Source organism: Novosphingobium humi (genome assembly GCF_028607105.1).
In the GTDB taxonomy this organism is placed as follows: domain Bacteria; phylum Pseudomonadota; class Alphaproteobacteria; order Sphingomonadales; family Sphingomonadaceae; genus Novosphingobium; species Novosphingobium humi.
Map to the genome: position 1 here is coordinate 1,271,092 of NZ_CP117417.1, position 26,486 is coordinate 1,297,577.

Annotated in this window: 26 protein-coding genes; 19 read left to right on the forward strand and 7 right to left on the reverse strand. The window is 64.6% G+C overall.

From position 1 onward, the window contains the following. Positions 1-58 precede the first annotated feature (58 nt). The 9 genes from dnaJ to PQ457_RS05770 all read left to right on the forward strand — a co-directional run bounded on the left by dnaJ (position 59) and on the right by PQ457_RS05770 (position 10,467). On the forward strand, positions 59-1,192 hold the full coding sequence (gene dnaJ / locus PQ457_RS05730) for a molecular chaperone DnaJ (protein WP_273618783.1): 1,134 nt from the start codon (positions 59-61) through the stop codon (positions 1,190-1,192). 290 nt (positions 1,193-1,482) lie between these two features. Continuing rightward, the gene (gene radA, locus PQ457_RS05735) at positions 1,483-2,859 is read left to right on the forward strand and encodes a DNA repair protein RadA (protein WP_273618784.1); all 1,377 of its coding nucleotides are present in this window, start codon (positions 1,483-1,485) and stop codon (positions 2,857-2,859) included. A gap of 12 nt (positions 2,860-2,871) precedes the next feature. Beyond that, positions 2,872-3,465 (forward strand): CvpA family protein, encoded by a 594-nt coding sequence (locus PQ457_RS05740; RefSeq protein ID WP_273618785.1) that lies wholly within the window; start codon positions 2,872-2,874, stop codon positions 3,463-3,465. Between the two features lies 1 nt (position 3,466). Further along, on the forward strand, positions 3,467-3,913 hold the full coding sequence (locus PQ457_RS05745; RefSeq protein WP_273618786.1) for an iron-sulfur cluster assembly scaffold protein: 447 nt from the start codon (positions 3,467-3,469) through the stop codon (positions 3,911-3,913). 100 nt (positions 3,914-4,013) lie between these two features. Then, a complete protein-coding gene (gene phaR / locus PQ457_RS05750) occupies positions 4,014-4,601 on the forward strand; it encodes a polyhydroxyalkanoate synthesis repressor PhaR (protein ID WP_273618787.1) in 588 nt (195 codons plus the stop codon). A 132-nt stretch (positions 4,602-4,733) separates the two neighbouring features. Further along, on the forward strand, positions 4,734-6,296 hold the full coding sequence (locus tag PQ457_RS05755; protein ID WP_273618788.1) for an aminoacyl--tRNA ligase-related protein: 1,563 nt from the start codon (positions 4,734-4,736) through the stop codon (positions 6,294-6,296). After that, positions 6,296-6,715, forward strand: coding sequence for a lysozyme inhibitor LprI family protein (locus PQ457_RS05760; protein ID WP_273618789.1), 420 nt, complete (start codon positions 6,296-6,298; stop codon positions 6,713-6,715). The genes PQ457_RS05755 and PQ457_RS05760 overlap by 1 nt, the downstream gene beginning before the upstream one ends. 44 nt (positions 6,716-6,759) lie before the next feature. Further along, positions 6,760-8,076 carry a M20/M25/M40 family metallo-hydrolase gene (locus PQ457_RS05765; RefSeq protein WP_273618790.1) on the forward strand — a complete coding sequence of 439 codons (1,317 nt, stop codon included), beginning with the start codon at positions 6,760-6,762 and terminating at the stop codon, positions 8,074-8,076. 123 nt (positions 8,077-8,199) lie between these two features. After that, on the forward strand, positions 8,200-10,467 hold the full coding sequence (locus PQ457_RS05770) for a ribonuclease R family protein (RefSeq protein WP_273619258.1): 2,268 nt from the start codon (positions 8,200-8,202) through the stop codon (positions 10,465-10,467). Here the strand turns inward: PQ457_RS05770 and PQ457_RS05775 are convergent. Then, a complete protein-coding gene (locus PQ457_RS05775) occupies positions 10,464-10,934 on the reverse strand; it encodes a universal stress protein (protein ID WP_273618791.1) in 471 nt (156 codons plus the stop codon). The two genes, PQ457_RS05770 and PQ457_RS05775, sit on opposite strands and share 4 nt — an antisense overlap. A gap of 272 nt (positions 10,935-11,206) precedes the next feature. Between PQ457_RS05775 and PQ457_RS05780 the strand changes: the two genes are divergently transcribed. The 4 genes from PQ457_RS05780 to PQ457_RS05795 all read left to right on the forward strand — a co-directional run bounded on the left by PQ457_RS05780 (position 11,207) and on the right by PQ457_RS05795 (position 14,834). After that, complete coding sequence (locus PQ457_RS05780) at positions 11,207-12,484, forward strand: pyruvate dehydrogenase complex dihydrolipoamide acetyltransferase (protein ID WP_273618792.1); 1,278 nt, start codon at positions 11,207-11,209, stop codon at positions 12,482-12,484. Positions 12,485-12,539: 55 nt separating this feature from the next. Further along, the gene (locus PQ457_RS05785; RefSeq protein ID WP_420540983.1) at positions 12,540-12,875 is read left to right on the forward strand and encodes an acyl-CoA thioesterase; all 336 of its coding nucleotides are present in this window, start codon (positions 12,540-12,542) and stop codon (positions 12,873-12,875) included. Positions 12,876-12,880: 5 nt separating this feature from the next. Further along, positions 12,881-14,293: a dihydrolipoyl dehydrogenase gene (lpdA, locus tag PQ457_RS05790; RefSeq protein WP_273618794.1), complete on the forward strand. Its 1,413-nt coding sequence runs from the start codon at positions 12,881-12,883 to the stop codon at positions 14,291-14,293. A gap of 115 nt (positions 14,294-14,408) precedes the next feature. Next, positions 14,409-14,834: a hypothetical protein gene (locus PQ457_RS05795; protein WP_273618795.1), complete on the forward strand. Its 426-nt coding sequence runs from the start codon at positions 14,409-14,411 to the stop codon at positions 14,832-14,834. A 1-nt stretch (position 14,835) separates the two neighbouring features. On the opposite strand, the gene PQ457_RS05800 is transcribed toward PQ457_RS05795, so the two are convergent. From PQ457_RS05800 to PQ457_RS05820, 5 genes are all read right to left on the reverse strand, one after another. Then, positions 14,836-15,063 carry a PilZ domain-containing protein gene (locus tag PQ457_RS05800; protein ID WP_246869992.1) on the reverse strand — a complete coding sequence of 76 codons (228 nt, stop codon included), beginning with the start codon at positions 15,061-15,063 and terminating at the stop codon, positions 14,836-14,838. 227 nt (positions 15,064-15,290) lie between these two features. After that, positions 15,291-15,983, reverse strand: coding sequence for an LrgB family protein (locus PQ457_RS05805; RefSeq protein WP_273618796.1), 693 nt, complete (start codon positions 15,981-15,983; stop codon positions 15,291-15,293). Further along, entirely contained in the window at positions 15,976-16,293 is a 318-nt protein-coding gene (locus tag PQ457_RS05810) for a CidA/LrgA family protein (RefSeq protein WP_273618797.1), read from the reverse strand. Before PQ457_RS05810 ends, PQ457_RS05805 begins: the two co-directional genes overlap by 8 nt. 26 nt (positions 16,294-16,319) lie before the next feature. After that, complete coding sequence (locus tag PQ457_RS05815; RefSeq protein WP_273618798.1) at positions 16,320-17,660, reverse strand: ATP-binding protein; 1,341 nt, start codon at positions 17,658-17,660, stop codon at positions 16,320-16,322. Then, on the reverse strand, positions 17,657-18,313 hold the full coding sequence (locus PQ457_RS05820) for a response regulator transcription factor (protein ID WP_273618799.1): 657 nt from the start codon (positions 18,311-18,313) through the stop codon (positions 17,657-17,659). Before PQ457_RS05820 ends, PQ457_RS05815 begins: the two co-directional genes overlap by 4 nt. 95 nt (positions 18,314-18,408) lie before the next feature. Between PQ457_RS05820 and PQ457_RS05825 the strand changes: the two genes are divergently transcribed. The 6 genes from PQ457_RS05825 (at position 18,409) to PQ457_RS05850 (ending at position 25,822) form a co-directional block, all read left to right on the forward strand. Beyond that, the gene (locus PQ457_RS05825; protein ID WP_273618800.1) at positions 18,409-19,506 is read left to right on the forward strand and encodes an efflux RND transporter periplasmic adaptor subunit; all 1,098 of its coding nucleotides are present in this window, start codon (positions 18,409-18,411) and stop codon (positions 19,504-19,506) included. Positions 19,507-19,509: 3 nt separating this feature from the next. Beyond that, the gene (locus PQ457_RS05830) at positions 19,510-22,587 is read left to right on the forward strand and encodes an efflux RND transporter permease subunit (protein WP_273618801.1); all 3,078 of its coding nucleotides are present in this window, start codon (positions 19,510-19,512) and stop codon (positions 22,585-22,587) included. Positions 22,588-22,624: 37 nt separating this feature from the next. Further along, a complete protein-coding gene (locus tag PQ457_RS05835; RefSeq protein ID WP_273619259.1) occupies positions 22,625-23,818 on the forward strand; it encodes a TolC family protein in 1,194 nt (397 codons plus the stop codon). 82 nt (positions 23,819-23,900) lie between these two features. Further along, positions 23,901-24,167 (forward strand): hypothetical protein, encoded by a 267-nt coding sequence (locus PQ457_RS05840; RefSeq protein ID WP_273618802.1) that lies wholly within the window; start codon positions 23,901-23,903, stop codon positions 24,165-24,167. 78 nt (positions 24,168-24,245) lie between these two features. Next, positions 24,246-24,995: a phosphatidylserine decarboxylase gene (locus PQ457_RS05845; RefSeq protein ID WP_168602623.1), complete on the forward strand. Its 750-nt coding sequence runs from the start codon at positions 24,246-24,248 to the stop codon at positions 24,993-24,995. 41 nt (positions 24,996-25,036) lie between these two features. Further along, complete coding sequence (locus PQ457_RS05850; protein WP_273619260.1) at positions 25,037-25,822, forward strand: CDP-alcohol phosphatidyltransferase family protein; 786 nt, start codon at positions 25,037-25,039, stop codon at positions 25,820-25,822. On the opposite strand, the gene PQ457_RS05855 is transcribed toward PQ457_RS05850, so the two are convergent. Next, positions 25,767-26,087, reverse strand: coding sequence for a hypothetical protein (locus PQ457_RS05855; RefSeq protein ID WP_273618803.1), 321 nt, complete (start codon positions 26,085-26,087; stop codon positions 25,767-25,769). The two genes, PQ457_RS05850 and PQ457_RS05855, sit on opposite strands and share 56 nt — an antisense overlap. Between the last annotated feature and the right edge of the window lie 399 nt (positions 26,088-26,486).

Consider the following 26,486-nt stretch of genomic DNA (forward strand, 5'->3'; position numbering starts at 1 on the left):
TTGCGATGAAAGAGGCCCGCTCTGAACGGGGCGGGCCTCTCTTCAGGGGAAATGTGCAATGTCGGCTGAAATCGACTATTACGAACTGCTGGAAGTTTCGCGCGATGCCAATGAGGCGACGCTGAAATCTTCCTATCGCAAACTGGCGATGAAATTTCACCCGGACCGCAACCCCGGTTGCAAGGAATCCGAGGCCAAATTCAAACAGATCAGCGAAGCCTATGATTGCCTGAAGGACCCGCAGAAGCGCGCCGCCTATGACCGTTTCGGCCATGCCGCGTTTCAAAATGGCGGGCCGGGAGCCGGCGGCTTTCAGGGCGGCGGCGATTTCGGCGATATCGGCGATATTTTCGAGAGCATCTTCGGCAACGCCTTTGGCGGTGGCGGCGGGCGCCAACAGGCGCGGCGCGGGGCCGATCTGCGCTATGATCTCGAAATCGGGCTGGACGATGCGTTTCATGGCAAGACCGTGGAAATCGAGGTCGAAGTGGCCACGGGCTGCGAACCCTGCAAGGGATCGGGCGCCGAGCCGGGCACGGGCAAGCGCCGCTGCAACCTGTGCGGCGGGCATGGCAAGGTGCGCGCGCAACAGGGCTTCTTCATGGTCGAGCGGACCTGCCCGACCTGTCACGGCCGGGGCGAGGTGATCGAAAAGCCTTGCAAGAAGTGCCATGGCGAAGGCCGCGTCGATCAGCGCCAGAAGCTGGAAGTGGCGATCCCCAAGGGCGTGGACAATGGCAACCGCATCCGCCTGTCGGGAAAGGGTGAGGCCGGGCCCAATGGCTCGCCGCCGGGCGATCTCTACATCTTCCTGCACATCAGGCGTCATCCGGTGTTCGACCGCGAAAGCACGACGCTGCTGACCCGCGCGCCGATCAGCTTCACCACGGCGGCTCTGGGTGGGCAGATCGAAATTCCGGGCATGGATGGCGTCAAGCATGTCATCGACATTCCCGCAGGCATCCAGACCGGCAAGCAATTGCGCAAGCGCGGCGCCGGTATGCCCGTGCTGAACGGGCGCGGGATGGGCGATCTGGTGGTCGAGGTGGCGGTGGAAACGCCGACCAAGCTGACCGCGCGCCAGAAGGAATTGCTGCGCGAGTTTCAGGCGACCGAAACGGGCGAGGAATGTCCTGAGGCCAAGGGTTTCTTTGACCGGTTGAAGGATGCCTGGAGCGATTTGACGGAGTAGGGGTGGGGGCTTTTCGCCTCCGGTGGGCAAAGGGATTTATCCCTTTGCAATCCAGATAATGTTTTTGTTGCGCCTAGGGTTCGACCTAATGTGTTGGACGCGGCGTTTGAATTTTAAAGCCTGCGGTGCAGCATAAATGGCGCCGCAGGCTTTCTATTTATGCGTTTGGCGCTTGGCTGCCATGATGCACGCCCCCCATTAATGGGATTGCAAAGGGTCCAGACCCTTTGCCCGCCGGAGGCAAAACTTCCACCCTTGATTTCCCCTTTTGTTCTTCCTACGATGCGTGCATGGCCAAACCGAAACGCCGCTTCGTCTGCTCCTCTTGTGGCAGCGTCACCACCCGTTGGCAGGGGCAATGCGTCGATTGCGGCGAATGGAACACGCTGAGCGAGGAGGCGCCGCAAACGGTGTTTTCGGCCAAGCATGATCTGTCGAGCGGCGGACGGGCGATCCTGTTTGAACCGCTGGACAAGGCCGATGACCGGCTGGTGCGGCGCAGCACGGGGATTGCCGAGTTCGACCGGGCGCTGGGCGGAGGTCTTGTGCCGGGCAGCGCGATTTTGATGGGCGGCGATCCGGGCATCGGCAAATCGACGCTCTTGCTTCAGGCCAGCGCCAGAGTGGCGCAGGCGGGCGGGCTTGCGGTCTATATCAGCGGCGAGGAAGCGCCGGGTCAGATCCGTCTGCGCGCCGAACGGCTGGGGTTGCAGAGCGCCCCGATTCGCCTCGCCTCGTCCACTTCGGTGCGCGATATTCTGACCACGCTGGGCGGGATGGAGGCGCCCGCGCTGTTGGTGATCGATTCGATCCAATGCATGCATTCCGACCAGATCGAGGGCGCGCCCGGCACGGTCAGTCAGGTGCGCGGCTGCGCGTTTGAACTGATCCGCTATGCCAAGGAGAATGGCGCGGCGCTGGTGCTGGTGGGCCATGTGACCAAGGACGGCAATATCGCGGGTCCGCGCGTGCTGGAGCATATGGTCGATGTGGTGATGGCCTTTGAGGGCGAGCGCAGCCATCAATATCGCATCCTGCGCAACCTGAAGAACCGCTTTGGCCCGGTCGATGAAATCGGCGTTTTCGCCATGGCGGGCAAGGGTTTGGAGGAAGTGTCGAACCCTTCGATGCTGTTCCTGTCGGGCCGCGAAAATCCGGTGCCGGGCAGCGCGGTGTTCCCCGCCATCGAGGGCACGCGCCCGGTGCTGGTGGAAATTCAGGCGCTGATTGTGCGTTTGCAGTCGGGGGCAACGCCCCGGCGCGCGGTGGTCGGCTGGGACAATGGGCGTCTGGCCATGCTGCTGGCCGTGTTGGAGGCGCGCTGCGGGCTGAATTTTTCGGCCTGTGAAGTCTATCTCAATGTCGCGGGGGGCTATCGTCTGGCCGATCCGGCGGCGGATCTGGCGGTGGCCGCAGCCTTGGTGTCGGCGCTGGCGGACCGGCCTTTGCCCGCGCGGGCGATATGGTTTGGGGAAGTGTCGCTGGCCGGGGAAATCCGCCCGGTGGCCCATGGCGGCCTGCGCCTGCGCGAGGGGGCCAAGCTGGGGTTTGAGCAGGCCTATGGGCCTGATGACGGCGCGTCGGGCGGCGATGCGCCCGCTGAAATGAGGCACCGGGTCATCAATCTCCTGCCAAATCTCGTTGACCGCATCGTGGGGGACGAATAACCCCCTTGGACTATGACCGGATTTGATATTCTTGTGCTTGTGGTGGTCGGCCTTGCCGCCACCTTCGGCTTTCTGCGCGGTTTTGTGCAGGAGGCGATCTCGCTTTTCGCGGGCGCGGTGGCGATTGTTGCGATCCATACGCTGCACACGCCGCTGGCCGAGGTGCTGACGCCCCATATCGGTACGGAAAGCGGGGCCAGCGTGCTGGCGTTCTTTCTGCTGCTGATCGTGCCTTATGTGCTGGTACGAGCGGTGGCGCGCTATCTGGGCACGGCCAGCCGCGCCTCGGCGCTGGCGCCGGTGGACCGGGTTTTGGGTTTCGGCTTTGGCGCGGTCAAGGGCACGCTGATCATCGTGCTGGGCTATTCGGTGCTGATTCTGGCCTATGACACGATCTGGGGGCCAAAGGGGCGTCCGGGCTGGATCACCCATTCGCGCACGTATAATTTCATTGATGCCAGCAGCGAGGCGATGGTCAAGATGATCTCGCAGCGCCGCCGCGAGGCCGCCGAGGATCGCGCCAAGGACGAAGCCGAGCCCAGCCCCGGGCCGACTCACACGCCGACGACTCACGCCAGGCGCAAGACGCATCGCGCGGTCGATTGAGATGGCCTCGGTTGCCGCTCTCTATACGCCTGAGGTGTTGATGCTGGCGACAGGGCTGGTCCGGCATCGCTGGGATGATGCGCTGACCCTGCAAGGCGCGGCGCGCTCGGCCAGTTGCGGCAGCACGATGAAGGTGGGGATCGATCTGGACACCGAGGGCCGGATCGCGCGGATCGGTCTTGCCGCGCAGGCCTGCGCGATCGGGCAGGCGGCAGGCGCAATCATGGCCGATGCCGCCATCGGGCGCGGCGAAGGTGATTTTGCCCGCGCCGAGGCCGATCTCATGCGCTGGCTGGCGGGCGAGGGGGATCTGCCTGACTGGCCGGGGCTTGCCGCCATTGCCCCGGCGCGCGAGTTTCCGGGCCGCCACGGGGCGGTTTTGCTGGGCTGGCGCGCTGTGTTGCAGGCATTTTCCAGCTTTGCAAATGGCGAAGGCGAAATCGCATAAATGCAATTGTGACAAACCACTGCCGCGCAGCAGCAATATGTTGCACCGCACCGCCATACGGTGTTAGCGTGCGCTACAACTCTGGGAGGAGCGAGGGCGCATGACCGAAAAGGCAGAAGGCAAAAGCGACACGGTTATCATCAAGAAATACGCAAACCGGCGTCTCTATAATACCCAGTCGTCAAGTTATATCACACTGGACCACCTGTCCAAGATGACGCGCGAGGGTGTCGAATTCCGTGTGCTGGACGCCAAATCGGGCGCCGATATCACGCATCAGATCCTGACCCAGATCATCATGGAGGAAGAGGCCAGCGGCGAGCAGATGCTGCCCGTCAATTTCCTGCGCCAGTTGATCGCCATGTACGGCAATTCGATGCAGGGCCTGATCCCGCATTATCTCGAAGCCAGCATGGAGCAGTTCCGCGCCAACCAGATGAAGCTGCGCAAAGCGTTCGAGGACAGCATGGAGAGCAATCCGCTGGCCCGTCTGGCCCAGCAGAACATCGCCATGTTCCAGGCCGCCGCCGCCGCCTTCATGCCCGGCGCCGAGGGCGCAGCCACGCCGCCCAAGCCGGCCGAACCCGCGCGCGAGCCGGAAGCCGAGGCTGACACCAAATCCGAGATCGACGCCTTGCGCAACCAGATGCTGGAAATGCAGAAGATGCTCGACAAACTGGCCAAGTAAGCATTTCGCCGGGCGCAGCGGTGGCTGCGCCGGGCATATTGCGGGGCCGGGGCAGGGAATTTCGTCCATCCCGGCGTTTTTTGCAAAAAACCGGTTCCCGTTTTTCGGCGCCTTGCTTAAACGCTGCGCGCCATGAATCAGAAAACGCAAAAGCCCGCCCAGATCCGCCACGCCCTGACCGTGAAGCGCGAAGATGATTTCGCCGCATGGTATCAGCAAGTCGTCTCCGAAGGCGAGATGGCCGAGGAAAGCGGCGTGCGCGGCTGCATGGTCATCAAGCCGTGGGGCTATGGCATCTGGGAACGCATCCAGAAGATCATGGACGCCGCGATCAAGGAAGCTGGCGTCGACAATTGCTATTTCCCGCTGTTCATCCCCTTGAGCTATTTTTCCAAGGAAGCCGACCACGTTGAGGGTTTCGCCAAGGAAATGGCGGTCGTCACCCATCACCGCCTGATCGGCGACGGCAAGGGCGGGCTGATCCCCGATCCCGAGGCCAAGCTGGAAGAGCCGCTGATCGTGCGCCCGACGTCCGAAACGGTGATCGGCGCGGCTATGGCGCGCTGGGTGCAGTCGTGGCGCGATTTGCCGCTGATGGTCAACCAGTGGGCCAATGTCGTGCGCTGGGAAATGCGCACCCGCATGTTTTTGCGCACCAGCGAGTTCCTATGGCAGGAGGGCCATACCGCCCATGCCGACCGCGATGATGCGATGAAGGAAACGCTGCGCGCGCTCGAAATGTATCGCAGCTTTGCCGAAAACGTACTGGCCATGCCGGTGGTGGCGGGCGAAAAGCCCGAGAACGAACGCTTCCCCGGCGCAGTGGCGACCTATTCCATCGAAGCCATGATGCAGGACGGCAAGGCGCTTCAGGCCGGCACCAGCCATTATCTGGGCACCGGTTTTGCCGAGGCGGCGGGCATCCGTTATCAGAGCAAGGAAGGCGCGCAGGAACTGGCGCATACGACCAGTTGGGGCGTTTCGACCCGCATGATCGGCGGCGTTATCATGACGCATGGCGACGATGACGGGCTGCGCGTGCCGCCCGCCATTGCGCCGCATCAGATCATCATCCTGCCCATGCTGCGCGAGGACGATGGCGACGAGGCGCTCTTGGCCTATTGCGAGGAAATCCGCCGCGAATTGCTCAAACTCTCGGCGCTTGGGGAACCGATCCGCGTGCTGCTCGACAAGCGCCCCGGCAAGGCGACGCAAAAGCGCTGGGCATGGGTCAAGAAGGGCGCGCCGATCATTCTGGAAATCGGCGGGCGCGATGCGGCGGGCGGGATGGTTTCGGCGCTGCGCCGCGACCGTATCTGGCGCGAGGATGCCAAGACCAATTTCGTGGGCCAGAGCCGCGAGGAATTTGTCGCCGGGGCCGCCGCGCTGCTGGAGGACATTCAGGCCAGCCTGCACCGCGAAGCCACAGAAAAGCGCGACGCCAATATCACGCGGGGCCTCACCACACTGGCCGAATTGGCCGAGTTCTTTGCCGAGGACAAGCGCTACCCCGGCTGGGTCGAACTGAACTGGAGCCGCCCGACCGGCGCGGCGCTGGACAAGGTGGTCGAACAGCTCAAGGCGCTGAAACTGACCATCCGCAACACCGCGCTCGATGCCGCGCCCGCGCAAGGGCTCTGCCCCTTCACCGGCGAGCCGGCGGTTGAGCGCATCTACGTCGCGCGGGCCTATTGATGCTGCTGGCGCTGGTTCTCGCGGCAACGGTTCCGGCCTATTCCTTTGGGCCGATCCTGACGCTTGCCGATCCGGCGCCCAGCCATCCGGAAATCGACGCGCGCTATTCATCGCCCTATCGGCGGTGCATGGCGCGCCGCGATCTTAACACGATTCTGCATGACCAGTGCAATGCGCAGGAGATGAAGCGGCAGGATGCGCGGTTGAACGCGGTCTGGGCGGTGGCGTTCAAACGGCTTGACCCGGCCCGCCGGCCCGCGCTGCGCAGCGCCGAGCGGCAATGGATCGCAGACCGGCAAAGGCATTGCCTGCTGCAATCGAAAGAGGCCGAGGGCGGCACGCTGGAGGCTGTCGAATATTCTTCCTGCATGATCGATGAGACGATCCGCCGCACGATCTGGCTGGAAAAACTACGCTAGTTTGCCCCCTTGCGCGGGGGCGTGGGCATGGCACATTCGCGGCCATGATCCGCCACACGCTCATCGCCGCCGCTCTGCTGCCCGCCGCCGCATTTGCCCAGAGCGCCCCCCGAAATGCGCCATCCCCAGAGCGCCTGCGCGCGACGGTGACTTCGCTGGTGGGCTTTGGCACGCGCCATACGCTCTCGGCGCAGGATGATCCCAAGCGCGGGATCGGCGCGGCGCGAAAATGGGCCGAAGGGCAATTCCGCGCCATCGGTGCCCAATGCGGCGGATGCCTCTCCATCGAACTGCCCGAACGCATGGTGACCAGTGCGCGCATTCCGACGCCCGCACGGCTGGTCAATGTCGTGGCCATTCAAAAGGGCACCGAGCGGCCCGACGAAGTGACCATCATTCAGGCCCATATCGACTCGCGCGTTTCGGATGTGATGAACGCCACCGCCGATGCGCCGGGCGCCAATGACGACGGCTCGGGTGTGGCTCTGGTGCTGGAGGCAGCGCGGATCATGTCGCAGCGCAAATTCCCCACCACCGTGGTTTATGCGGTGCTTTCGGGCGAGGAGCAGGGCCTGCTGGGCGGCCGCCTGCTGGCCGATGTCGCGGCCGAGCGCGGGTGGAAGGTGAAGGCCGTGCTCAACAATGACATCGTGGGCAACACGCGCGGGTCGGACGGGCTGGTGGATGACGCGCATGTCCGCGTTTTCTCCGAAGGGCCGCGCGCCAATGCGGATGCCAAGCTGACCGCCGCCCAGCGCCGCGAGGGGGGAGAGAATGACAGCCCCAGCCGCAATCTTTCGCGTTATATCGCCGGGCTTTCGGCGCGCGATCTGGCCGTGCGGCAGGTGTGGCGGGCCGACCGGGTCGGGCGCGGGGGCGATCATCTGCCTTTTGAGGAAAAGGGCTTTCCCGCTGTGCGCATCACCGTGGCGGTCGAAAATTACGATCACCAGCATCAGGACATCCGCCGGGAAGGCGCCACCCAATATGGCGATACGATCGAGTTCATGGATTTTCCCTATCTGGCCCGCGTGACCGCGCTCAACATTCGGGCCGCCGCCGCCATCGCCACCGCGCCCATGCCGCCCACGGTGACGCAGAAGATTGCCGTTTCGCCGGACACCGATCTCAAATGGAGCGCGGTGCCGGGCGCGGCTTCCTACGCCATCTGGCGCCGCCGGACCGACGCCGCCGGATGGGAGGCCAAGCCCTTTGCCACCACCCGCGCCACGGCCATGACGTTCAAGGGCCTGCGCGGCGATGACTGGTTCCTCGGCGTTTCGGCCATCGGGGCCAATGGCGCGCAAAGCCCGATCGCCAGCGCCTTGCCGGGCGGCTCTTATGAGCGGCCGCAGCCCTAAAGCTTGTAATGCGCGCGCTTTGGGGCCAAGGCATCGGCTATGGCCTTTGACAAACGACCCCCGCGCAAACCCGGCAAGCTGACCATCCCCAAAAAGGACGGCCGCCGCAAGATCGAACCGGGCATGCCCACCCGCCAGCAGGTGCTGGACTTTATCTCCAACGCCACCGACGAGGTGGGCAAGCGCGAGATCGCCAAGGCCTTTGGCCTCAAGGGCGCGGAAAAGATCGAGCTCAAGGCCTTGCTGAAAGACATGGCCGAGGAGGGCCTGATCGACGGCAAGCGCACCGCCTATCACCGCATGGGCGGCGTGCCCAAGGTCACGGTCCTGCGCGTGGTGGGGGTCGAGGACGGCATGCCGATTGCTGTGCCGGACAAGTGGGAGGCCGAGGAGGCCGGTGCCCCGCCGCGCCTGACCGTGGTGGAACAGCGCGTGGCGCAGAAGAAGGGGCCGCAGATGCGCGGCGTGGGCGCGCTCAAGCCCGGCGACCGGATTTTGAGCCGCACCGAGGAGACGGGCGAGGGCTGGCTGGCCTTTCCGATGAAGAAATTGTCCAATGACGCCGAGGCGATCATGGGCGTGGTCGAGATCGACGGCGCGGGCAAGGGCTGGTTGGCCCCTATCGACAAGCGCGAGCGCCATGCGGTGCAGATCTCCGATCTTGGCGGAGCGGTCGAGGGCCAATTGGTCATGGCCGAACCGGCGGGCCGATCCCCGCGCGCGGGCGTGCGCGTGGTGGCCGTGCTGGGCGATCCGCTGGCGCCCAAGAGCTTCAGCCTGATCGCGATCCACAAGCATGGCCTGCCGCATATCTTCTCCAGCGAGGTGATCGCCGAGGCCGAACTTTCCGCCCGCCAGCCCTTGAGCCAGGAGCAGCGCGAGGATCTGACGCATCTGCCCATCGTGGCCATCGACCCGGTGGACGCGCGCGACCATGACGATGCGATCTGGGCCGAACCCGATGGTGAGGGCGGATGGCGCGCGGTGGTGGCGATTGCCGATGTGTCTTTCTATGTCCGCCCCGGCGGCGCGCTGGACCGCGAGGCCCGCAAGCGCGGCAATTCGGTCTATTTCCCCGACCGCGTGGTGCCGATGCTGCCAGAGGTGCTCTCGGCTGATGTCTGCTCGCTCAAGGCCGGCGCGCCCCGCGCGGCCATGGCCTGCCATCTGACCTTTGATGCCGAAGGGCGGATGACCTCTTTCCGCTTTACCCGCGCGATTGTGCGGATTGCCGAAGTGATCGCCTATGAGGAGGCCCAGCGCCGCATTGACGAGAGCGAGGCTGAGGCGCATCTGGTCAATCTGTGGGGCGCGTGGAAGGCGCTGACCCATGCGCGCGAGAGCCGCGATCCGCTCGAACTCGATCTGCCCGAACGCCGCGTGGTGTTGGACGAGATGGGCCGGGTGGCACAGGTGGCGGTGCGCGAAAGGCTGGACGCGCATCGCGTGGTCGAGGATTTCATGATTGCGGCCAATGTCGCGGCGGCCAAGGCGCTGGAAAGCAAGGCCGCGCCCGTGGTCTATCGCATCCACGAGCCGCCAAACCGCGAAAAGCTGATCGCGCTCAAGGATTATCTGGCCACGTTCGAGCGCAAGCTGGCGCTGGGGCAGGTGATTACGCCCGCCCTGTTCAACCGGATGCTCAAAAGCATCGATGACGAGGTGGAAAAGGCCCTCATCATGGAGGCAGTCTTGCGCAGCCAGACGCAGGCCTATTACGGGCCGCGCAATGCCGGACACTTTGGGCTGGGGCTGGGGTCCTATGCCCATTTCACCTCGCCCATCCGTCGCTATTCGGATTTGCTGGTCCATCGCGCGCTGGTCGACGCGTTCCATCTGGAGCAGCCCGCGCCATCGGGCGATCTGCCTGCGCTCTCAGGCCTGCATGGGCGGGACCGTTCGGATCTGGCGCGGATCTGTGATGCGATTTCCACCGCCGAACGCCGCGCCATGGTGGCCGAGCGCGAGACGGTGGACCGCTATGTTGCGGCCTGGCTCTCGATGCATGTGGGTGAAATGTTCGATTGCCGCATCACCGGGGTCCAGCGTTTCGGCCTGTTCGCCACGATCATCGGGCTGGGCGGCGACGGGTTGGTGCCGGTCTCGGTGCTGGGCGATGAGCGGTTCCACCATGATGAAAAGGGCCAGCGCATGGTGGGCGAATCCACCGGCACGGTCTTTGCCATCGGCGACCGGGTCCGCCTGCGTCTGGCCGAGGCCAATGCGCTGACGGGCGCGTTGAAGTTCGAGCCGGAGGAAGGGCAGGGGCGCATCGAGAAGCGCGGCGGCGTGCCTTTGCCCGAAAAGGCGGGGCTCAAGCGGCGCGGCAGCCATTTGGTGGGGCATCGCGGGCGGCCCGCCAATATCCGCCATCAGGGCAAACGGCGTTAACTGAGGCGGTCGATCTCGGCCTCGTCCATACCGCCCGGCACGATGAACAAGGGGCAGGGCAGGGCGCCCAGCCCGGCCCCGGTAAAGTGGCCGATCAGCGGCCCCTGACCTGTGCCGGAGGCCCCTGCGCCCGAAGGCGCGCCCAGAACGAGCGCGGCCACTTCGCTGTGTTGCGAGAGATATTCGCGCACTGCCCTGACCGGATCGCCCGCGACGACCGCGATCACCGGCATATGGCCCGCCTGCGACAGGACGCTGCCCGCGGCGGCGGCGGCGATGGTTTCGGCCCTTGCGCGCGCCTCTTCCTCGATCGTGGCCTGAATGCCGCCAAAGGCCGAAAAGGGCTGGGGCGGCACGAGCGCGAGAATATGGACCTGTCCCTGAGTCTTGATCGCGCGCCGCGTGGCAAAGCGCAGGGCCACGCGCGCTTCATCGGTTTCATCCACGATCACCAGATAGACACGCATCGCACATTCCCTTTGAACCGATATATCCGGCCGCTTGAACCGGACAGTTCGTCATGCGTGGTGATGGCACAATCGCGCGCGCGACGCAATTTGGCCGCGTGCAGAGCATGGGGCGCCGCATTTGGGCTTGCCGCAAGGCGTGCGCAGGCCATAAGTTTTGTGGGTTAAGCCATCAAGCACATTCCTATTCGGCCTAAGCATCTTGCCGATTGTCGCAATCCCCGGCAGAAGCAGACCGATTCTAAAATTAGCCATAAGGACGAGAAGCCCTCATGCCGATCTCGATCAAGATGCCCGCTCTGTCTCCCACGATGGAGCAGGGGAAACTGGCCCGCTGGCTGGTTAAAGTTGGTGATACGGTTAGCGCTGGCGATATCATGGCCGAGATTGAAACCGATAAGGCTACGATGGAATTCGAAGCGGTGGACGAAGGCACGATTGTCGCCATCGAAATCCCCGAAGGCACCGACAATGTTAAGGTCGGCACCGTGATCGCCCAATTGGCCGGTGAAGGCGAAGATGCCTCCGCGCCGGTGGCCAAGCCTGCTGCCGCTGCCGCGCCCGCTCCGGCTGCTGCTGCGGCGGCTCCCGCGCCGGTGGCGGCGGCCCCGGCTGCTGCTCCGGTCAAGAGCGGCGACCGCGTGATCGCCTCGCCGCTGGCCAAGCGGATTGCCGCGCAAAAGGGCGTCGATCTGGCCGCCGTCAAGGGCAGCGGCCCCAATGGCCGCATCGTCAAGGCCGACGTTGAGGGCGCGCAGCCCGGCGCGGCGGCGCCTGTTGCGGCGGCGGCTCCGGCTGCTGCACCCGCGCCTGTGGCGGCTCCGGCCCCGGTCGCGGCGGCTCTGCCGGACTTCGGCATCCCGCATGAGGATCTGCCGCTCTCGACCATGCGCAAGACGATTGCGCGCCGCCTGACCGAATCCAAGCAGCAGGTGCCGCATATCTACCTGACCGTGGACATCCGCCTCGATGCGCTGCTCAAGCTGCGCGGTGAGCTGAACGCGGCGCTGGCCGCGCGCGGGGTCAAGCTGTCGGTCAATGACATGCTGATCAAGGCGCTGGGCGTTGCCCTGACGCAGGTGCCGCAGTGCAACGTCGCCTTTGCCGGCGATACGCTGCGCCAATATGCCCGCGCCGACGTGTCGGTGGCGGTCTCGATCCCCAACGGCCTGATCACGCCGATCATCACCGATGCCTCGGGCAAGGGGCTGGCCGCGATCAGCACCGGCATGGCCGATCTGGCCAAGCGCGCCAAGGAGGGCAAGCTGGCCCCGACCGAGTTCATCGGCGGCACGGCCAGCCTGTCGAACATGGGCATGATGGGCATCAAGCAGTTCGAAGCCGTCATCAACCCGCCGCAGGGCATGATCATGGCCATCGGTGCCGGTGAAAAGCGCCCCTGGGTGCTGGAAGACGGCAGTCTGGGCGTGGCCACGGCCATGTGCGCCACGGGCAGCTTTGACCACCGCGCCATTGACGGCGCCGACGGCGCGCAGCTGATGGCAGCCTTCCGCGAACTGGTCGAAAATCCGCTGGGCCTGCTGGCCTGAGATGGAGGCCTTGACCCTGCGCCCCGCCACTGAACCGGTCATCCGGGTCACCGCGATGCCTGCCGATGCCAACGCCTATGGCGACATCTTCGGCGGGTGGCTGCTGTGTCAGATGGATATGGGGGCAGGGCTGCTGGCCGCGCGGCATTCGCGCGGTCGGGCCGTGACCATCGCCATGGATGGCGTGCAATTCCTCAAGCCGGTCAAGGTCGGCGATGAGGTTTCGGTCTATGGCGAAATCCGCAAGGTGGGCCGCTCCTCGATGACGATTGCCATCGAGGCATGGCGGCGCGACCGTTTTCAACACGAGGCGCAAAAGGTGACCGAAGCGGTTTTCACCTTTGTGGCTGTCGATGACGCCGGGCGGCCCCGCCCGGTGGTTCAGGAGTAAACAACGTGGCTGAAGCGTATGATGTGATTGTTCTGGGTTCCGGCCCCGGTGGCTATGTCGCGGCGATCCGCGCGGCGCAGTTGGGGTTGAAGACCGCGATTGTCGAACGCGAAAATCTGGGCGGCATCTGCCTCAACTGGGGCTGTATCCCCACCAAGGCCCTGTTGCGCAGCGCCGAAGTGTTCCACCAGATGCAGCATGCCAAAGCCTATGGCCTGTCGGCCACGGGCGTTACGGCCGATCTGGCCGCGGTGGTCGCCCGTTCGCGCGGCGTTGCCAAGCAGCTCAATCAGGGCGTCACGCATCTGATGAAGAAGAACAAGGTGGCCGTTCACATGGGGACCGGCAAGCTGCTCGCTCCCGGCAAGCTGGAAGTGAAGGGCGAAAAGGGCACTGAGACCCTGACCGCCAAGCATATCATCATCGCAACCGGCGCACGTGCCCGCGACCTGCCCTTTGCCCCGGCGGATGGCAACCGCATCTGGACCTATCGCCATGCGATGACGCCCAAGGAAATGCCGAGCAAGCTGCTGGTCATCGGTTCGGGCGCCATCGGCATCGAATTTGCCAGCTTCTACAATGATCTGGGCGCGGACGTCACGGTTGTCGAAATGGCCGACCGCATCGTGCCGGCCGAGGATGCCGATGTTTCGGCCTTCCTTGAAAAGTCGCTGACCAAGCAGGGCTTCAAGATCCGCACCAAGACGGGTCTGGAAGGTCTTGTGGCCGATGCCAAGGGCGTGAAGGCCAAGATCAAGGCCCCCGACGGCAAGGTGACCGAGGAAGAGTTCAGCCATGTGATCGTGGCCGTGGGCGTTGTGGCCAACACGGAAAACATCGGTCTGGAAACCTTGGGCATCCCCACCGATCGCGGCATCATCAATACCGATCCGCTGGGCCGCACCAATGTCAAGGGCGTGTGGGCGATCGGCGACGTGACGCCCGGCCCCTGGCTGGCCCACAAGGCGAGCCACGAGGGCGTGACGGCGGCCGAAGCCATCGCGCAGGAACTGGGCAACAAGGACGTGCATCCGCACGGTCTGGACCGCCGCAACATTCCGGGCTGCACCTATTGCCACCCGCAGGTGGCCAGCGTCGGCCTGACCGAGGCCAAAGCCAAGGAAGCCGGTTACACGCTCAAGGTCGGCAATTTCCCCTTCATCGGCAATGGCAAGGCCATCGCGCTGGGTGAGCCGGAAGGTTTCATCAAGACGGTGTTTGACGCCAAGACCGGCGAACTGCTGGGCGCGCATATGATCGGCGCGGAAGTGACCGAGCTTATTCAGGGCTATGTGGTCGGCAAGACGCTGGAAACCACCGAAGCGGAATTGATGAACACCGTCTTCCCGCATCCGACCCTGTCGGAAATGATGCATGAGGCGACGCTGGCGGCCTATGGCCGGGCGCTGCATATCTGATCATCGTATCGGTATCAGGAAGGGGGCGGGAAGCGCAGGCTTGCCGCCCTTTTTCGTTGCGTACCGTATTTTTACGAGGTTTGCTGTTTAGGGTTAGCACGTCATTAACCAGACCTTGTTAGGCATTGCCGGCGAGGTGCTAGTGATGTTCAGCCTGTTGGAAGCTTTGGGTTCGATGCTGCGCAATCTGTTTGCGCTCGGCTTTGCCGCGATCTGGGGCATCGCTTCGATGATGTTCGATCTCAAACAGATCGCGGATATGGCATGGGCCTCGACTGGTGGGATGCTGCTGGTGCTGGGGCTGGTCGGGGCCGTGATATTTGTGGGTTTTGTCGCGCTGGTGCTGTATTTGCGCGATTGCGCGCGCCAACAGGCGGCGGCATCGCAAAAGGTCAAGGACGAAACGGAAGATTGGGACCCTGACCTGATTATCGCCTGCCATCTGGCGCGGCGCTCCAGCCTGATTTCGCATCCGGTTCCCTTGCGTCCTACTGCGCGGGGGCGGGTTTCTGCACGCCGCTTTGGCCGCAGGATTCGGTGATTCAGCGCGTCAGGCTGCGCGTGACATGGGCAAACACGGCTTCGTGCAGAGGGGCGGCAAAGGCGCAGCCGATCGCACCATCCTTTTGCCAGACGATCCGGGCAGAGAGCATTTGCAGGCCGGGAATGCGGATGCGCAGAGGCTGGCTGGGGTCGGCCTCGCCAAAACGGTTGATGCGGAAGCCGCCGGGCGAAAGTTCGTCCAGCGTGACGCGGCGCCATTCGGCCATGCCCTGTCGCACTTCGCAAACGGCGGTCAGGTCCACGCGCTGATTGTCCCCGCGGCCGCCCTGGCCGCCGGAACCTGATTTTCCAAAACCCCGATAACCTTGCATATTCACGAAAATCAGCCTCCATCGAGGGGGCAATGATAGGCTTAAAAAGTTAATAGGGCGGAAAGTTTTACGATCCGCTCCATCGGTTCACCCCGGTTTTGGCAGCAACGGCCGGGCAAAAATTAACCGCGCAGAAACCAAAGGGCCAAGGGGGCAAGCGCCAGATTGAGCAGCCCGGTCAGCACCATCGCCAGCCCCGCCACAGCCCCCACGCGCGGGTGGCGCGGCTGCACCTGCGCGGTGCCGATGGCATGGGCCGATACGCCGATCATCGCCCCTTGCGCCGTCCGGCCTGAAGGGATGCCCCGCGTCACCGCCGCCTCGCCCAGCAGCGCGCCGAGGATGCCGGTGGCAATGACGAAAACCGCGGTGATGTCGGGCATGCCGCCGATCTCGGCCGAAATTGCCATGGCAAAAGGCGTGCTGACCGAGCGGGGCAGCAGCGAGAGGCGCAGCGGCCCATCAATGCCCAGCGCGCTCGCCAGCATCCAGCCGGAAAGAAAGGAGGCGGCACTGCCCGCGATCATCCCGGCCAGAAGCGGGCGCCAATAGCGGCGGATCATCGCCCGCTGGTCATAGATCGGCACGGCAAAGGCGGTGACCGCCGGGCCCAGCATCCACAGCAGCCAACCCGATCCGGCGCGATAGGCAGCATAGGGGACATGAAAAAACCAGAGAATCAGCGCAATGGCCAACGGCGCCGTGATCAGCGGCATCAGCCACCAGCGCGGCCAGCGCCGGTGCACCGCGCGGGTAGCGGCAAAACCGGCCAGCGTGAGTGTGGACCACAGGGCGGTTGCGGCCCCATCAATCATCGGCGCCCGCCACCATCTGCACCACTGCGCCCGTCACGGCCATCACCAGAACGGTGCCGATGGCCACGGCCAGCATCAGACGGACCCCTAACATGCTGACAAATTCGCGATGCTCGATCAAAACCGGCACGGCAGGCACGAAGAACAGCAGCATCCGCCCCAGCAAAGCCTGCGCCCCGTCGCGCAGATGCGCCGGTTTGATCCAGCGCCGGTGCAGCGCGAGCAGGATCAGCCCCAGCCCGATCACACTGGCGGGCAGGGGGGCATGGGTGATGCGGGCAATAAATGCGCCTGATCCATAAAAGGCCATGATCAGAGCGATTTGCCAGACAATCCTCATGCCAGTTCCGCCACCAGTCCGCCGCCCGGAGGCGAGGAAAGCCGGAGCGTCAGGCCATAGGCTTCGGCAATGTCGCGGGCGATGGCAAGGCCAAGGCCGCTGCCCGGCATATCGGGGTCGAACCGGCTGCCGATTTCGCAGGCGCGGGCGATCTGCTCCCCGCTCATGCCGGGGCCGTCGTCTTCCACGCGGATACGCGGCCCCTCGGCAACGGTCAGAACCACGCGGCGGCGCGCCCATTTTCCGGCATTGTCCAGCAGGTTCGACACCAGTTCGGACAGATCAACCGGGTCGATGGCCATACGCACGGGGGCGGGGGCCGACAGGTCAAAGGCACAATCGGGATGCAATTTGCGCATGGCCGAAAGGATGGGCAGCACCGCCTCGGGCAAATGGCTGACCCGCAGCGAGGCGCGGGCGCCCGCCGCCGAACGGGTGCGCGCCAGGCGAAAGTCGATCTGCTGCACCATCACATGCGCCTGATCGAGCAGCGCGCGCGCGGCCCTTGCGCTTTCAGGCTGGCGGGCCAGCCTTTCGGCCTCGTCGGTGATCACGGCCAGCGGCGTGCGCAGCCCATGGGCCAGATTGCCCGCCTCGACCCGCGCGCGCTCGATCACCGCCTCATTGCCCGCGATATAGGCGTTGAGATCCTCGACCAGAGGCGCGATTTCCGAAGGGTAGGCGCCCTCAAGCCGCGCGCTGGTGCCCTCGCGCAATTGGCCGATGGCCGTGGCCAGACGGTTGAGGGGGCGCAGGCCGAACAGGACCACCGCATAGCCGGTGATCAGCAATGCAGCCGCCAGCGCCGTCAGCCACATGGTCAGCTCGCGGGTGAAACTGGCGATGGTCTGATCCAGATAGCGTTTGTCGACCGCGATGACGTAATGGACGATGCGGCCATCGGGGGTGAAGCGGGTAAAGCCATAGGCGATGGTCTTGCCGGTCGGGCCATTGTCGATCGAATGGAAAATCTGGGGCGAATGGGCGATGTCTTCGTCGATTTCGCCGTGGACCATTGACGCCGAATGGATCCGGTCGCCCTTATGCACAGAAACCTGCCAATAATAGCCTGACTTGGGCTCAAGATAGCGCGGATCGGACAGCGGGCGCGAGAGCGAAAGGTGGCTGTCCTTGGAGATATTCACCAGCCCGGCCAATTCACGCACATGGCCATAGAGCTCGTCATGATATTGCGCCTCGATATGGCGCGTGAACACGCGCGTGGCCGAATACCAGATGCCCCCGATGCCCAGCGCCACCCACAAAAGGATCGCGAGCAGAAACCGCAGCCGCAGGCTGTGCGCGGCAAAGCGGGCAGGGATCAACACCCGCTTCATGCCTCAAACCTGTAGCCGAGGCCGCGCAGGGTCTTGATCCGGGCGGCACCCACCTTGCGGCGCAAACGGCTGATCAGCACCTCGATGGCGTTCAGGTCGCGCTGGTCGTCAAGATCATAGAGATGTTCGAGAATGTCGCCTTGCGAGAGCACCTGTCCGGGGCGGCGGACAAAGAGCTGCAGCAGGCGAAATTCCTGTTTGGACAGCGAGAGCGCCGCCCCATCGACCTGCGCATTGCGCCCCACCGGATCGAGCCGCACCCCACCCGCCTCGATCCATTGCGTGCGCCCCCCCACATGGCGGCGCAGCAGCGCGTGGAGACGCGCCAGCAATTCCTCGAAACGCACAGGTTTCACCACGAAATCATCGGCCCCGGCATTCAGGCCTTCCACCTTGTCCTGCCAACTGCCGCGCGCGGTCAGGATCAGCACCGGGCAATCGACCCGCCGCGCCCGCCAATAGCGCAGCAGATCCAGCCCATTGCCATCGGGCAGGCCGAGGTCGAGAATAATCGCGGCGATCTTGTCCAGATCGGGCCAGCCTTCGCCATCGGCCTGCGATCCGGCGACATCCACGGCAAAGCCGGCATCGCGCAGGCGATTGCTCAGCCGGCTTGCCAATTCGCCGTCATCCTCGATCAACAACAGCCGCAAGCCTTGAGTCCCTGTTTCCTTGTCCGTCATGACTATTGGACCTGCCACACGAAACTGACAAGTTCCTGTCAGCTTTGTGCGCCATGGCGGTGGCCATGATGCGCAAAAACTCCCTGCTGGCCGCTGGTGCCGCACTCGCCCTGCTTTCCGCCTGTTCGCGCGGCGCCGAAGAGGCCGCGCCCGAAGCGCCCAGCCCCAAGGGCGATCTGGTCGCGCTCAGCGAGGCGCAGGTCAAGGAATTGGGCATTACGGTCGAACCTGTACAGGGCGATGCGCCGATCCCGCTGGCCAGCGTGCCGGGCACGGTGTCGCTGCCGCCCGAGGCGCGGGTGGCGGTGACGTCTCCCTTTGGCGGCACGGCGGTCAAGGTGCTGGTGATTCCGGGCCAGCAGGTGGCGCGCGGCGCGGTGCTGGGCGTGGTCAAGGCGGCCGAATCGGTGCAGTTCAGCGGCGCGATGGCGCGGTCGCAGGCCGAATTGCCCGTGGCGCAGGCCAATGCCGCGCGTCTGAGCCAACTGGCCAAGGAAGGCGTGATCGCCCCCTCGCGCGCCGAGGAAGCGGTGGCCAATCTGCGCGCGGTTCAGGCGACTCTGGCGGAAAACCGGCGTTTGCTGGCGTTGGGCGGGGCCTCGCGCGATGGCACGGTGACCTTGCGTTCGCCCATCGCGGGCCGCGTGGCCAGCGTCAGCGTCGAAACCGGCGGCGCGGTCAGCACCGATGGCGCGCCCTTTGTGGTGGAAAATGTTTCGGCGCTGCGGCTCGATTTGCAATTGCCGCAAAGGCTGGCGGGGCAATTGCGCCCCGGCATGCCGGTGGCCGTGGAGCAGGACGGGCGGCGCGTGACGGGCAAATTGCTCTCCGTGGGCGCCTCGCTCGATCCGGTCACGCGGTCGCTGGTGGCGCGCGCCAGTGTGGCCGGCGACGCGGGCCTGATCCCCGGCAAGGGCGTGACGGCGATCATCGAGGCGGCAGGGGACACGACCAGAGGCGTCAGCGTGCCCCTTACGGCGGTGGCCAATGTCGATGGCAAGGATGTGGTCTTTGTGCGCGACGGCAAGAATTTCCGCCGTCAGGTGGTCAAGGTCGCGGGCGAGAGCGGCGGGCGCATGGTGATCGGCGGTGGGTTGGATGCCCATGCGCAGGTGGTCACCAAGGGCGTGGCCGAACTCAAAGCCATTTTCGCAGGGGCCTGATCCATGCTGCGCAAACTGGTCGAACGGGCGCTGGGCGCGCGGATGGCGGTGCTGGCGCTGGCGCTGGCGCTGGCGGGGTGGGGCATCTGGTCCTTTCTCAACCTGCCGATTGACGCCTTTCCCGACATTTCTTCAACCCAGGTCAAGGTGATCCTGAAAGCCCCCGGCATGACGCCTGAAGAGGTGGAAAGCCGCGTGGTGGCCCCCATCGAAATGGAAATGCTGGGCATTCCGCATCAGACCGTGCTGCGCTCTGTGGCCAAATATGCGATTGCCGACGTTACCATCAATTTTGATGACAGCACTGATATTTACTGGGCGCGCAATCAGGTGAATGAACGCCTGACCGGGGTGATGGGCAATCTGCCCTCGACGGTCAGCGGCGGTCTGGCCCCGATTGCCACGCCTTTGACCGATATGTTCATGTTCACGATCGAGGGCCCGCAGGATCTGGCCGAAAAGCGCCGGGTGCTCGACTGGGTGATCCGGCCTGCGCTGCGCACGGTGCCGGGGGTGGCCGATGTGAACGCGCTGGGCGGTCTGGCCGAAAGCTATGAGGTGGTGCCCGACAATCAGGCGCTGGCGGCGGCGGGCCTGACGGTGACCGACCTGTCGGCCGCGATCGCTACCTCGAACCGCAATGATGGCGCCGGGCGCCTTGTGGCGGGCGAGGAAGCGCTGATTGTGCGCTCGTCGGGTGCGATCCGCAATGTGGCGGATCTTTCGGCGGTGGTGGTCAAGTCCTCGACAGGGCGTGTGGTGCGCGTGGGCGATGTGGCCAAGGTGCGGATCGGCGCGCTGACCCGCTATGGCGTGGTCAGCCAGGGCGGGCGCGGCGAGGCGGTCGAGGGCATTGTCATCGGCCTGCGCGGCGTGGATGCGGCCAAGATCGTCGATGGCGTGAAGGTGCGGCTCGAGGAACTGAAGCCCAGCCTGCCCAAGGGCATGAAGATCGCAACCTTCTATGACCGATCCGACCTGATTGAACGCGCGGTGGGCACGGTCGAGGAGGCGCTGATCGAGGCGACCTTGCTGGTGGTCGTGCTGCTGCTGCTGTTCCTTGGCGATGTGCGCGCCTCGGTGATTGTGGCGCTGGCGCTGCCCATGGCGGTGCTGCTGACCTTTATCGCCATGCGCGCGGTGGGGCTGACGGCCAATCTGATGAGCCTTGGCGGCCTGGCGATTGCGGTGGGCATGCTGGTCGACGGCGCGGTCGTGGTGGTCGAGAATGTGGTCGAACGGATGAGCGATCCGCGCCATGCCGGGGGCGGGCGGCTGCACAATGTGTTCATCGCCGCCGCCGAAGTGGCCACGCCCGTGGCCAGCGGCCTTGCCATCATCGCGCTGGTGTTCCTGCCGCTGCTCACGCTTGAAGGGCTGGAGGGCAAGCTGTTTGCGCCGGTTGCGCTGACCATCGTGCTGGCGTTGCTTTCCGCGCTGGTGCTGGCGCTGACGCTGGTCCCGGTGCTGTCCTTCTTTGGGTTGAAGCCGGGGGATGCCCATCATGAGCCTTGGCTGATGCGGCAGTTGTCGCCGCGTTATGGGCGGCTGCTCGACTGGGCTTTTGCGCATCGGTTGCCGGTGTTCATCACGGCGGGGCTTTCGCTGGTGCTGGCGGTGGTGGCCTATCAGATGACGGGCAAGACCTTTCTGCCCACGATGGATGAAGGTTCGGCCATTGTGCAGCTTACCAAGTTGCCCTCGATTTCGCTGCGGCACAGTATGGAAATCGACCATGCCGCGCAAAAGGCGATCATGAGCAAGGTGCCCGAGGTGACCAATGTCCTCTCGCGCACGGGGTCGGACGAATTGGGCCTTGATCCGATGGGGCTGAACGAAACGGACAGTTTCATCATTCTGAAACCCCGCAGCGAATGGCGCGTGGGCGACAAGGAATGGGTGGTCAATGAAATCCGCAAGGCGGTGGCCAATCTGCCCGGCGTCCAGACCAGCTTTACCCAGCCCATCGAGATGCGCATTTCCGAAATGCTGACGGGCGCACGCGGCGATCTGGCGATCAAGATCTTTGGTCCCGACAGCGCCGAACTGGGCCGCCTTGCCGCCGAGGTCCAACGCCGCCTGCGCGCCATTCCCGGCACCAGCGAGGCGCTGACCGTGGCCAATGACAAGGTGGACTATCTCCAGATCGACATCGACCGCACCGCGGCGGGGCGCGTGGGCATGCCCATCGACACGCTGCAGGATGCGATGCGCTCGGAGTTGGAAGGTGTGCGTTCGGGCGTGGTGGCCGAAGGGCTGCGCCGCGTGCCGATCCTGATCCGGGGCGAGGGCGAGGCCGCCAATCCCGCCAGCTTTGCCGACCGCCTCTATCGCAGCCCCACCGGCCAACTGGTGCGCGCCAGCGATGTGGCCAAGGTCGAGCGCACTGAAGGCCCGGTCAAGGTCGAGCATGAAAACGGCTCGCGCTTTGCCATGGTGCAGGCCTTTGTCGGCGGGCGCGATCTGGTGGGCTATGTCCAGCAGGCCAAGGCCGATATCGGCGCCAATGTGAAATTGCCGCAGGGCTATCGCATCGTCTGGGGCGGCCAGTTTGAAAACCAGCAGCGCGCCTCGGCCCGTCTGGCGGTGGTGCTGCCGATTGCCTTGCTGATGATCTTTGTCGTGCTTTACGCCACGCTTTCCTCGGCGCGCGCCTCGCTGCTCATTCTGGTCAACATTCCCTTTGCTCTGGTGGGGGGCATGGTCTCTCTGGCGGCCTCGGGCGAGTATCTTTCGGTGCCAGCCTCGGTCGGCTTCATCGCGTTGTTGGGCATTGCCGTGCTCAACGGGTTGGTGATGGTCAGCTATTTCCGGCAATTGCGCGATGGCGGCATGGATCTGGCCCAAGCCGTTCGGGTGGGGGCCAAGCGCCGCCTGCGTCCGGTGATGATGACGGCCACAATTGCCGCCTTTGGCCTTGTGCCCTTGCTGTTTGCCACCGGGCCGGGCTCGGAAATCCAAAAGCCGCTGGCCATCGTGGTGATCGGCGGGCTGATCACCTCCACTCTGCTCACGCTGGTGCTGCTGCCGATCCTGTATGAACGGTTTGGCGAATCCCGCGCGGAGAAAGCCGATGCGTAAGTTTCTCTCTCTCGCTCTTTGCCTGATGCCGCTTCCCGTGTTGGCGGCGGCACCGGAACCGGGCCTGCCCGATCCCGCCGCCGTGGCGCAGGCCCTGGCCAGCCACCCCGGTGTTGAGGCCGCCAATGCCCGCACCCGCGCCGCCGAGGCCGAGTTGCGCGTGCTTGAGCGTGGCCCCTATGATTACAATCTGCAAACTTCGTATAACCGGCGCTCCATCCGTCAGGAAAGCATCTATGACGAGTTCGAGGCGCAGCTTACCAAGGGCGTGCGCTGGCCGGGCAAGGTTCGGCTGGACCGCCAGATCGGCCAATATGGGCTGACCGCGCAAAAGAACCGCGCCGAGGATACCCGCCACCAGACCGCGCTGATGCTGGCCGATTACTGGTGGGCGTGGCTATCGGCGGCGGGCGAGGCCGAGGTGGATCGGCAGAGCGTGGCCAATTACCAGACGCTGCTCTCGGCGGTGAAGCGGCGGGTCGAATTGCGTGACGCCTCGGCGCTGGAGGCCGATCAGACGATGGCGGCGCTGGAGGCCGCGCGTCTGGCGGCCGAGAAGTCGAGCGGGCGCGAGAAGGTTGCGCGCAGCCGGTTGCAGGCGCAATTTCCGGCCATGACCCTGCCCGATCATGCCGAGGCCATTCCCACCCCGCATGAGCCCGAAGGGGGGCTGACGCATCTGCGCGATCTGGTCTTTGCCCGCAGCCACGAGATCGCCGCCGCCGAGGCCACCGCGAACATGGCGGAAGCCAGCGCCGAACGCGCCCGTGCCGACCGGATTGCCGATCCGCAGGTGGGCGTGCGCGTCTTTTCCGACAAGGGCGGGATCGAGCGCGGGGCAGGGCTGATCTTCATCATGCCCTTTGGCAACGGGCGACGCAGCGCCTTGGCCGATCAGGCCGGGGCCAATGCCGCCGCCGCCGGGGCGGATCTTCAGGCCGTTCGCCGGTCGCTTCAGGAAACCGCCGACTCCGATCTGGCCGGGGCGCAGGCCGCGCTCCACGCATGGGAACGCGCCGATGCGAGCCGCCGCGCGCAGGAGGCTGCGCTGGCCAAGGTCCGCCGCGGGTTTCAGGCGGGCGCGCTCGACCTGTCCGAACTGCTTTTGACCGAGCGCCAGACGCAGGATGCCGCGCGGGCCGAGAGCATCGCGCGCGCCGATGCCCATGCCGCCATCACCCGCCTGCGCATCGACAGCCACCATCTGTGGATCGGCGATGATGAGGATTGATTGATCTCGACTCCTGCTTTGGCGCGTTTTCGCAAGGCACCAGATGTTCCATCTGGTCCGAAAACGCTCTAGGCACGCAGGGATGGCGAAGAAAAAGCGATATCTGACCGCGACCATGCCCGATGGCTATGTCAAGCGGATCGGTCCGACCAGCGACCGCTTTACCCATTACTGGCGCATCGTGGCCGAATTGGCCAATGGCAAGACCGAGGTGTTCTGGGGGCATACGCGCTCGCTGGGCGATGCCACGCGGTTAAAGGCGGCGGCGGGCGACGGGGCGCGGATGCGGGGTTGGAAAAGCTATGTGTTCGAAATCGTCGAACTGGTCGAGGAACCGGTGGGCGAATGATGCGGCGGAGGCAGACAACTGGGGGTAGGCGCGACGCGATGCTTGCAGCGCCGGCTTCCTGCGCCTAGAGACTGCGCCATGCCCGGAGAAATTCTTGATAACCAGGGGCGTGGCACTGCCGGATGGCACTGGCCCGCCGTACACCCCGAAGCGCGCAAATTCGCTGCGGTTTCCGCCCTTGCCTGCCTGATGGCGGCGCTGATGGGGTGGAGCTTGCTGGCATGGCCGCTCGGTATTTTAACCTATGGGATTTGCGCGTTTTTCCGCGATCCCCTGCGCGTGACGCCGCGCGGCGACCGCTATGTCGTGGCGCCCGCCGATGGCCTCATCACGCTGATCCAGAAGGTGGCCCCGCCGCGTGAACTGGTGATGGAGGATGGCACCGGAACGCCAGGACTGCCCGATGCCCTGGTTACCCGCGTGTCGATTTTCATGAGCGTGTTTGACGTTCATATCAACCGCGCGCCCATCAATGGCACCGTTTCGCGCGTCATCTACATTCCGGGCAAGTTCCTGAACGCCGACCTCGACAAGGCCAGCGAAGAGAATGAGCGTCAGCATATCCTGATCGATCGCGGCAATGGCACGATGATCGGCTTTACCCAGATCGCGGGCCTTGTTGCTCGTCGCATCGTGCCTTTCGTCAAGCCCGGCGACATTATCGGCGCGGGCCAGCGCGTGGGCCTGATTCGTTTCGGCAGCCGCGTTGACGTCTATCTGCCAGAGGGCACAGAGCCCAAGGTTTTGCTGGGGCAACGCACGGTGGCCGGGGAAACCATTCTGGCCGAAATCGGCGATGTCGGCCTGATCGAGGGCGTGAGCCAGTGAGCGATGGGCCGGCAGGCGATGAAGCGCATCGCGAAAGGCGGATGCCCGGCGGGCTGACGCTGCGGGCGCTGGCGCCCAATGCGATTACCTCGGCGGCGCTGTGCTGCGGTTTGACCGGCATACGCTTTGCCATTCAGGGCGATTGGGAAAAGTCGGTGCTGGCGGTGATTCTGGCCGGCGTGCTTGACGGTATCGACGGCCGCATCGCTCGCCTGCTCAAGGCCCAGTCGCGCTTTGGCGCGGAACTTGACAGTCTGGCTGATGCCATTTCCTTTGGCGTGGCGCCCGCGCTGATCGTATTTCTGTGGTCGCTTAAGGATGTGCCGCGTCTTGGCTGGTTTGCCGCGCTGGCTTTCGCGATCTGCATGGCCTTGCGCCTTGCCCGTTTCAACGCCCGCATCGATTTGCCTGACGAGCCGCGCAAACAGGCCGGTTTTTTGACCGGTGTTCCCGCGCCGGTGGGGGCAGGGCTGGCCTTTCTGCCGATCTATCTGTGGATTGCCAGCGGCGGCGAGGCTTCGGGTGATCCTATTTTTCGTGATCCGCGTATCGTTGGGGTCTGGCTGGCCTTCAATGCTTTCCTGCTCATTTCGGCCATCCCGACGCTCAGCTGGAAGTCGCTGCGCCCACGCCGCTCGATCCGTCTTGAACTGATCGCCCTTTTTGGTATCGTTTTTGCCGCCTTGCTCAGTGAGCCTTGGCTTACGCTGGTGGGGATCTGTGTCGTCTATCTGATCCTGATCCCGGTCGGTTTGCTGATGTATATGCGAGTCAGGCGGCCGCGTGGCGCAAGGGCGCATGAAGTGCGCGGCGAGGCTGGGGAATAAGCGCGATCGGTGCGATGGCGGGGCGCTCGCCCTGCGTCGCCGGGATCGGGGCTGCCGCAGTTTGCGCAGGGGCCGCCAGTCTATCCCAATCGGCCGCGTTGGCCTCTCTCAGGGTGACGCGCAGCACGCTGCCCGCTTCGAGCCGCTTTACCTCGGCGCTGAGTTGCCGCCATGCCGGCCGAAAGGATCGTGCGCTCTGGAACAGGGAGGTGATAACGAGGGCGGCGATAAGGCCGGTCATACCATTGATCGCAAGAGTCAGCATCGCGGTATAGTCCTTTGTCCATCGGGCATGATCGTCGGTTGAAGGGACGAGACGCCTTGCGTACAACATGTGGATAACCAGTAAGAGTTGGAACGGGTCCCCTATGGATGTTCCCTAGTTCCGTTCTGTTGGCAATTTGTTCCACACCTGTTCCATTCGGTCAAGCGCTTTTTGCGATGAGCCGAGGATTCTTTGCGAAGATTGCGCGCGGTCCCCTCCAAAATGGCGCTGGATTATTTCTCGAACTGGGGCTAAGGGCGCGGCACCCGATCCATGGAGGGATTCGCGCTTTGCGGGTTCTACAAAGGTCGGGCCAACCCACATGGGACGCATCTTCACCGGTGCCGCAGCGGGAATTCGGGCCATCATGGCCTTGGCCGCACGGTTCCAGCGTCTCAG